This is a genomic window from Candidatus Ruminimicrobiellum ovillum, from assembly GCF_002392975.1.
GTDB classification, from domain to species: Bacteria; Elusimicrobiota; Endomicrobiia; order Endomicrobiales; family Endomicrobiaceae; genus Ruminimicrobiellum; species Ruminimicrobiellum ovillum.
This window is the reverse complement of the sequence record NZ_DGIC01000010.1, coordinates 329,546-334,771: the sequence shown is the minus strand read 5'-3', so window position 1 is coordinate 334,771 and position 5,226 is coordinate 329,546. Positions and strand designations below refer to the sequence as shown.

The 5,226-nt window shown below is 34.7% G+C and carries 7 protein-coding genes; all 7 read left to right on the top strand.

The genetic code is table 11. The annotated features are described in order from the left end of the window. The first annotated feature begins 299 nt into the window (after positions 1-299). The 7 genes from B2Y85_RS06085 (at position 300) to B2Y85_RS06055 (ending at position 5,187) form a co-directional block, all read left to right on the top strand. Positions 300-635, top strand: coding sequence for a DUF134 domain-containing protein (locus B2Y85_RS06085; RefSeq protein WP_372519586.1), 336 nt, complete (start codon positions 300-302; stop codon positions 633-635). A 12-nt stretch (positions 636-647) separates the two neighbouring features. Next, positions 648-1,886: a P-loop NTPase gene (locus B2Y85_RS06080; protein WP_372519585.1), complete on the top strand. Its 1,239-nt coding sequence runs from the start codon at positions 648-650 to the stop codon at positions 1,884-1,886. Positions 1,887-2,043: 157 nt separating this feature from the next. Further along, positions 2,044-2,247 carry a 4Fe-4S dicluster domain-containing protein gene (locus B2Y85_RS06075; protein ID WP_372519584.1) on the top strand — a complete coding sequence of 68 codons (204 nt, stop codon included), beginning with the start codon at positions 2,044-2,046 and terminating at the stop codon, positions 2,245-2,247. Positions 2,248-2,253: 6 nt separating this feature from the next. After that, positions 2,254-3,306 carry a 3-methyl-2-oxobutanoate dehydrogenase subunit VorB gene (locus B2Y85_RS06070; protein ID WP_372519583.1) on the top strand — a complete coding sequence of 351 codons (1,053 nt, stop codon included), beginning with the start codon at positions 2,254-2,256 and terminating at the stop codon, positions 3,304-3,306. A gap of 20 nt (positions 3,307-3,326) precedes the next feature. Next, the gene (locus B2Y85_RS06065; protein WP_372519582.1) at positions 3,327-4,067 is read left to right on the top strand and encodes a thiamine pyrophosphate-dependent enzyme; all 741 of its coding nucleotides are present in this window, start codon (positions 3,327-3,329) and stop codon (positions 4,065-4,067) included. Between the two features lie 16 nt (positions 4,068-4,083). Beyond that, the gene (locus B2Y85_RS06060; RefSeq protein WP_372519581.1) at positions 4,084-4,623 is read left to right on the top strand and encodes a 2-oxoacid:acceptor oxidoreductase family protein; all 540 of its coding nucleotides are present in this window, start codon (positions 4,084-4,086) and stop codon (positions 4,621-4,623) included. A gap of 66 nt (positions 4,624-4,689) precedes the next feature. Beyond that, on the top strand, positions 4,690-5,187 hold the full coding sequence (locus B2Y85_RS06055; protein ID WP_372519580.1) for an N-acetyltransferase: 498 nt from the start codon (positions 4,690-4,692) through the stop codon (positions 5,185-5,187). Positions 5,188-5,226: the final 39 nt, after the last annotated feature.

Below are 5,226 nucleotides of genomic sequence, written 5' to 3'. Positions count from 1 at the left end.
TTATGGCCTCCAAGACAAAACTTCTTTTTATTTTATATATTATATTTATATATTATTTTAACATACCATTTTACATTATATAAAAAAAACTCATAAAAATTCAATATTTCATTGATTTTTCATTGCCTTTTTAATTTTTATTATGTTTTTTTGTTTTTTTATAAAGTACTAAAACAGGAAGTTTATAATAAATTTCCAACTTTCTCGTCTTAAAAATAAATATTATTGACAAATGTCAAAAATATATGATATATTCCGTTACTGACAAATGTCAAAAACAATAAAAAAAGGCAAAATTTATGGTAAGACCTTTAAAATGCAGAAGAATTTGCAGTTTTCCGCAAAATTTAACTTTCGGTCCCAAAAATTCACATGAAGTTGTTGAAATGGCTATTGACGAATACGAAACTATCCGTTTAATAGATTTGGAACAGTTAACTCAAGAAGAGTGTGCCGTTAGAATGAATGTTGCAAGAACCACCGTTCAGGCAATATACAGCAGTGCAAGAAAAAAACTTGCCGATTGCTTAATAAACAACTCTTGTTTAAAAGTGAAAGGCGGAGACTATGAAATATGTGAATTTTCAGGAAAACATTGCAGAAAAAATTGTTGTAAACAAAAACATAAAAAATAAAGGAGACCGACAATGAATAATGAAGAAAAAGGTTGTTCATGTTCACATCATGACAAACAATCATTTATGGAAAAACCTCACGAAGCAACAAAAATAAAAAAGATTATAGGTATAGTCAGCGGTAAAGGCGGAGTAGGAAAATCGTTGGTAACATCTTTACTTGCAGTAGCAATGAATAAAAAAGGATACAAAACCGCTATTATGGATGCAGATATTACCGGTCCTTCAATACCGAAATCGTTCGGTATAAAAGAAAGGCCTATCAACGGAGAAACAGGCTTTTTTCCTGTTCTTACAAAAAAAGGTATAGATATAATGTCTATAAACTTGCTGTTGGATAACGAAACAGATCCTGTTATTTGGAGAGGTCCTGTTATTGCAGGTGTAATAAAACAGTTTTGGAAAGATGTTATATGGAACGAACAAGATGTTATGTTTATAGACATGCCACCGGGAACGGGCGATGTTCCTTTAACTGTATTTCAATCTATACCGGTAGACGGAATTATAGTTGTTACATCTCCGCAGGAACTTGTTTCCATGATAGTTGAAAAAGCAGTCAACATGGCAAAAATGATGAATATTCCTGTTTTAGGGCTTGTGGAAAACATGAGTTATCTGAAATGCCCAGATTGCGGTAAACAAATAAATGTTTTCGGTGAAAGTAAAATAGAAGAAGTTGCCAAAAAGTTTAATATTTCGGTTATAGATAAGTTGCCTATAGAGCCGAGTGTAGCATCTTTATGCGATAAAGGCGAAATAGAGAAAGTTGATGGTATAAATTTAGACAAAAACGTTGCAAATATAGAAAAGTTGTTATCTTCAAAACAGGTATCCGTAAAAGAAGGGCCTATGAAAGTAGCAATAACTTATGAAAACGGTGAAGTATTTCAACATTTCGGACACACGGAAAATTTTAAAGTTTATACAGTAGAAAACGGTAAAATATTGTCCAGTGAAATTATATCAAGTAACGGAACAGGTCACGAATCGCTTGCAGGAATGTTAAAAGGGTTGGGAATAGAAACATTAATTTGCGGCGGTATCGGCGGCGGAGCAAAAGTTGCTTTGGCGCAGGAAGGTGTAACGGTATATCCGGGAACAAGCGGAAAAGCGGATGATGTGATGAAAGATTTTCTAAACGGAACTCTTAACTATAATCCGGATACAATGTGTTCACATCATAGTCATGAACATGGTGAAGGTCACAATTGTCACGGCAGCGGACACAGTTGCCATCACCATGATTAATTAGTGATTAGAAATTATAAATTAGCAATTAATGTATTTTTTGCTGCGGCAAAAAGTCTAAAAAATAAAAATACCAAAATTACTCATTACTAATTACTAATTGCTAATTGTTTTAAAATTTGACAATAAACAAATAAAGTTATAGAATTGGAACACTATGGCAAAAATAACAGTTAATCAAGACAGATGTAAAGGTTGTGGACTTTGTATAAATGCATGTCCTAAAAAATGCATTGATTTTTCAACCGAAATTAACAAAATCGGTTACCATTATGCGGTATTAAAAAATGAAAAAGAATGTGTTGGTTGCGGATCTTGCTATCAAATGTGCCCCGATACTTGCATAGAAGTGTACAGGTAAAAAACAATGGTAAAAAAATTAGTAAAAGGTAATGTGGCTTTGTGTGAAGGAGCAATAGCGGCAGGCCTGGATGCTTATTTCGGCTATCCTATTACTCCGCAAAATGAAGTTCCTGCTTACATGTCCAGAAGAATGGTCGAGTTGAAAAAGGTTTTTATTCAAGCAGAATCAGAATTGGCAGCAGCCAATATGGTGCTTGGGGCATGTGCATCAGGTAAAAGAGCAATGACATCATCGTCATCTCCGGGAATATCTTTAAAACAGGAAGCAATATCATATATGGCAGGTATGGAAATACCGGGCGTTATTGTTAATGTTCAAAGAGGCGGACCGGGACTCGGCAACATTGCAGGTTCTCAAGCAGACTATTTTCAAGCAGTTAAAGGCGGTGGTCACGGAGATTACCACTTAATAGTTTATGCTCCTGCAAATGCACAAGAAATGTATGAAATAGCATACAATGCATTTGATGTTGCACAAAAATACAGAAATCCGGTAATGTTGTTATGCGACGGTATTGTAGGGCAAATGATGGAACCGGTTGATTTCAATAAAGAACCGAAAACAAAATTCGAAGACAGAGATTGGATTTTGGACGGTTGCAAAGGAAGAGAACCGAGATCATTAAAATCTTTGCTTATGCAAGACGGTGTTTTGGAACAACACAATTTAGACTTACAGAAAAAATATAAAACTATAGAAGAAAACGAAGTTAAAGCAGAACTTTATCAAGTTGAAGACGCTGAAGTTATAATAGTAGCTTTCGGTATATCTTCAAGAATTTCAAAAAATGCAATTAAACAGGCAAGAGCCAAAGGCATAAAGGCAGGTTTAATAAGACCTATAACTTTGTGGCCTTTCCCAAGCAAAATAATTGAAAGTTATGCTAAACCGGGAGTAAAATTCTTCTCGGTGGAATTTTCTTTAGGTCAAATGGTGGAAGATGTAAAACTTGCCGTTAACGGTAAATGCCCGGTAGATTTCTTGGGCAGAGCCGGCGGCGGAATAGTTTCGGATAAACAAGTATTAGATAAAATAGAAGAACTTGCAAAGAAATAGTTTACTGTAGGAAAAAAGACATGGAAAAAATATTATCAAGACCAAAAGCATTAAAAGATTTTCCTTTATCATATTGTCCGGGATGCGGACATGGCATTGTGCACAGACTTGTTGCACAAGCTATAGATGATTTAGGAATAAGAGAAAGAACAATTGCCGTAGCACCTGTGGGTTGTGCGGTATTTGCATACAATTATTTCAATTTTGATACTACGGAAGCTCCTCACGGAAGACCTCCTGCGGTTGCAACAGGTATCAAAAGAACAAATCCGGACAAAATTGTTTTCACTTATCAGGGAGACGGTGATTTGGCTGCTATAGGAACAGCAGAAACCATTCACTGTGCAAACAGAGGCGAAAACATAACCGTAATATTCATAAACAATGCAAATTACGGTATGACCGGCGGACAAATGGCACCTACAACATTGTTGGGACAAGTAACGGAAACAACACCTTTCGGCAGAGATCCTCAAAGAGAAGGTTATCCTATAAATGTTTGTGAGTTGTTAGCAGGTTTGAAAGGAACAAAATATATTGAAAGAGTATCCGTTTGTGATGCTCCTCATGTAATACAAGCAGGAAAAGCTATAAAAAAAGCTTTCCAAAATCAAGTTGAAGGAAAAGGTTATTCATTTATCGAAGTTGTATCTCATTGTCCTGTAGATTGGGGTAAAACTCCGTTGGAAGCGACAAAGTGGGTAAAAGAAGAAATGTTTAAAACTTTCCCTTTAGGTGTAATAAAAGACGAAACAAAATAAGACGGGACAAAATAAAATGAAAATTTACGAAGAAATAATATCAGCAGGTTTTGGCGGACAAGGCGTTTTACTTGCAGGAACTCTTCTTGCACAATCAGCATTGGAACAAGATTTAAAAACAACATGGTTCCCTTCATACGGAGCGGAAATGAGAGGCGGAACAGCAAACTCTACAGTTATAATTTCCGATGAAGAAATCGGATCTCCTGTAGCATTTGCACCTACTGCTTTAATAGCATTAAATAAACCTTCATTAGACAAATTCTTGCCCAGAATGAAAGAAGATGCGGTAGTTATTGCAAATTCTTCATTAATAAATGAAGCGGATTATAACGACAAAAGAATAACATTTATTCCTATAACGGAAATTGCAGATAAACAAGTAGGCAATATCAAAACAGCTAACATGGTTGCCGTAGGTGCTTTGGTAAAAAGAATACAAGCCCCGAGTTTAGACCATGTAAAAAAGGCTTTGGAAACTGCTTTTGCTGCAAAGCCTAAAGTTATTCCTTTAAACATTAAAGCTGTTGATGCCGGATATAATTGGACGAAATAAAATTTGCTTCGCAAATTTTGATGTATGGATGTATAGAGGAATAGAAACGACAAAAAAAAGGATAATATGAAAATAAGACCGGCAAAAGTTCAAGATGTTAAACAAATGCAAAAAATAATAGAATTTTATGCAGACAACAAAGAAATGTTGCACAGGTCATTAAATTCTATATATGAAAACATACAAGAATATGTTGTTGCCGAAGTAAAAGGTAAAATTATCGGTTGCGGTGCTTTACATGTAAGTTGGGATAATCTTGCCGAAGTAAAAGCTCTTGCGGTAGAAAAAAATTATGCAAGGCGCGGTATCGGAACAAAAATAGTAAAAACTCTTGAACAAAATGCTTTAGGTTTAGGTATATTTACAACTTTTGCATTAAGTTTCAAACCTGCATTTTTTCAAAAAATGGGTTATGAAATAATATCAAGAGAAGTTTTACCGCAAAAAATATGGAGTGAATGTATAAACTGTCATTTATTCCCGGATTGCGGGGAAGTTCCCTTAATAAAAGACCTTTCGGTTAAATCAAAAAAATTGAAAAAAACAACCAAAAAGAAAAAATAATTAAAAAAAGATGATGCTGAATCATCTTTTTTTTTGGGG

Bases quoted from the DNA above. Each gene is read 5' to 3' on its own strand.
- B2Y85_RS06085 (WP_372519586.1), top strand. From the start codon at position 300: ATGGTAAGACCTTTAAAATGCAGAAGAATTTGCAGTTTTCCGCAAAAT.
- B2Y85_RS06080 (WP_372519585.1), top strand. From the start codon at position 648: ATGAATAATGAAGAAAAAGGTTGTTCATGTTCACATCATGACAAACAA.
- B2Y85_RS06075 (WP_372519584.1), top strand. From the start codon at position 2,044: ATGGCAAAAATAACAGTTAATCAAGACAGATGTAAAGGTTGTGGACTT.
- B2Y85_RS06070 (WP_372519583.1), top strand. From the start codon at position 2,254: ATGGTAAAAAAATTAGTAAAAGGTAATGTGGCTTTGTGTGAAGGAGCA.
- B2Y85_RS06065 (WP_372519582.1), top strand. From the start codon at position 3,327: ATGGAAAAAATATTATCAAGACCAAAAGCATTAAAAGATTTTCCTTTA.
- B2Y85_RS06060 (WP_372519581.1), top strand. From the start codon at position 4,084: ATGAAAATTTACGAAGAAATAATATCAGCAGGTTTTGGCGGACAAGGC.
- B2Y85_RS06055 (WP_372519580.1), top strand. From the start codon at position 4,690: ATGAAAATAAGACCGGCAAAAGTTCAAGATGTTAAACAAATGCAAAAA.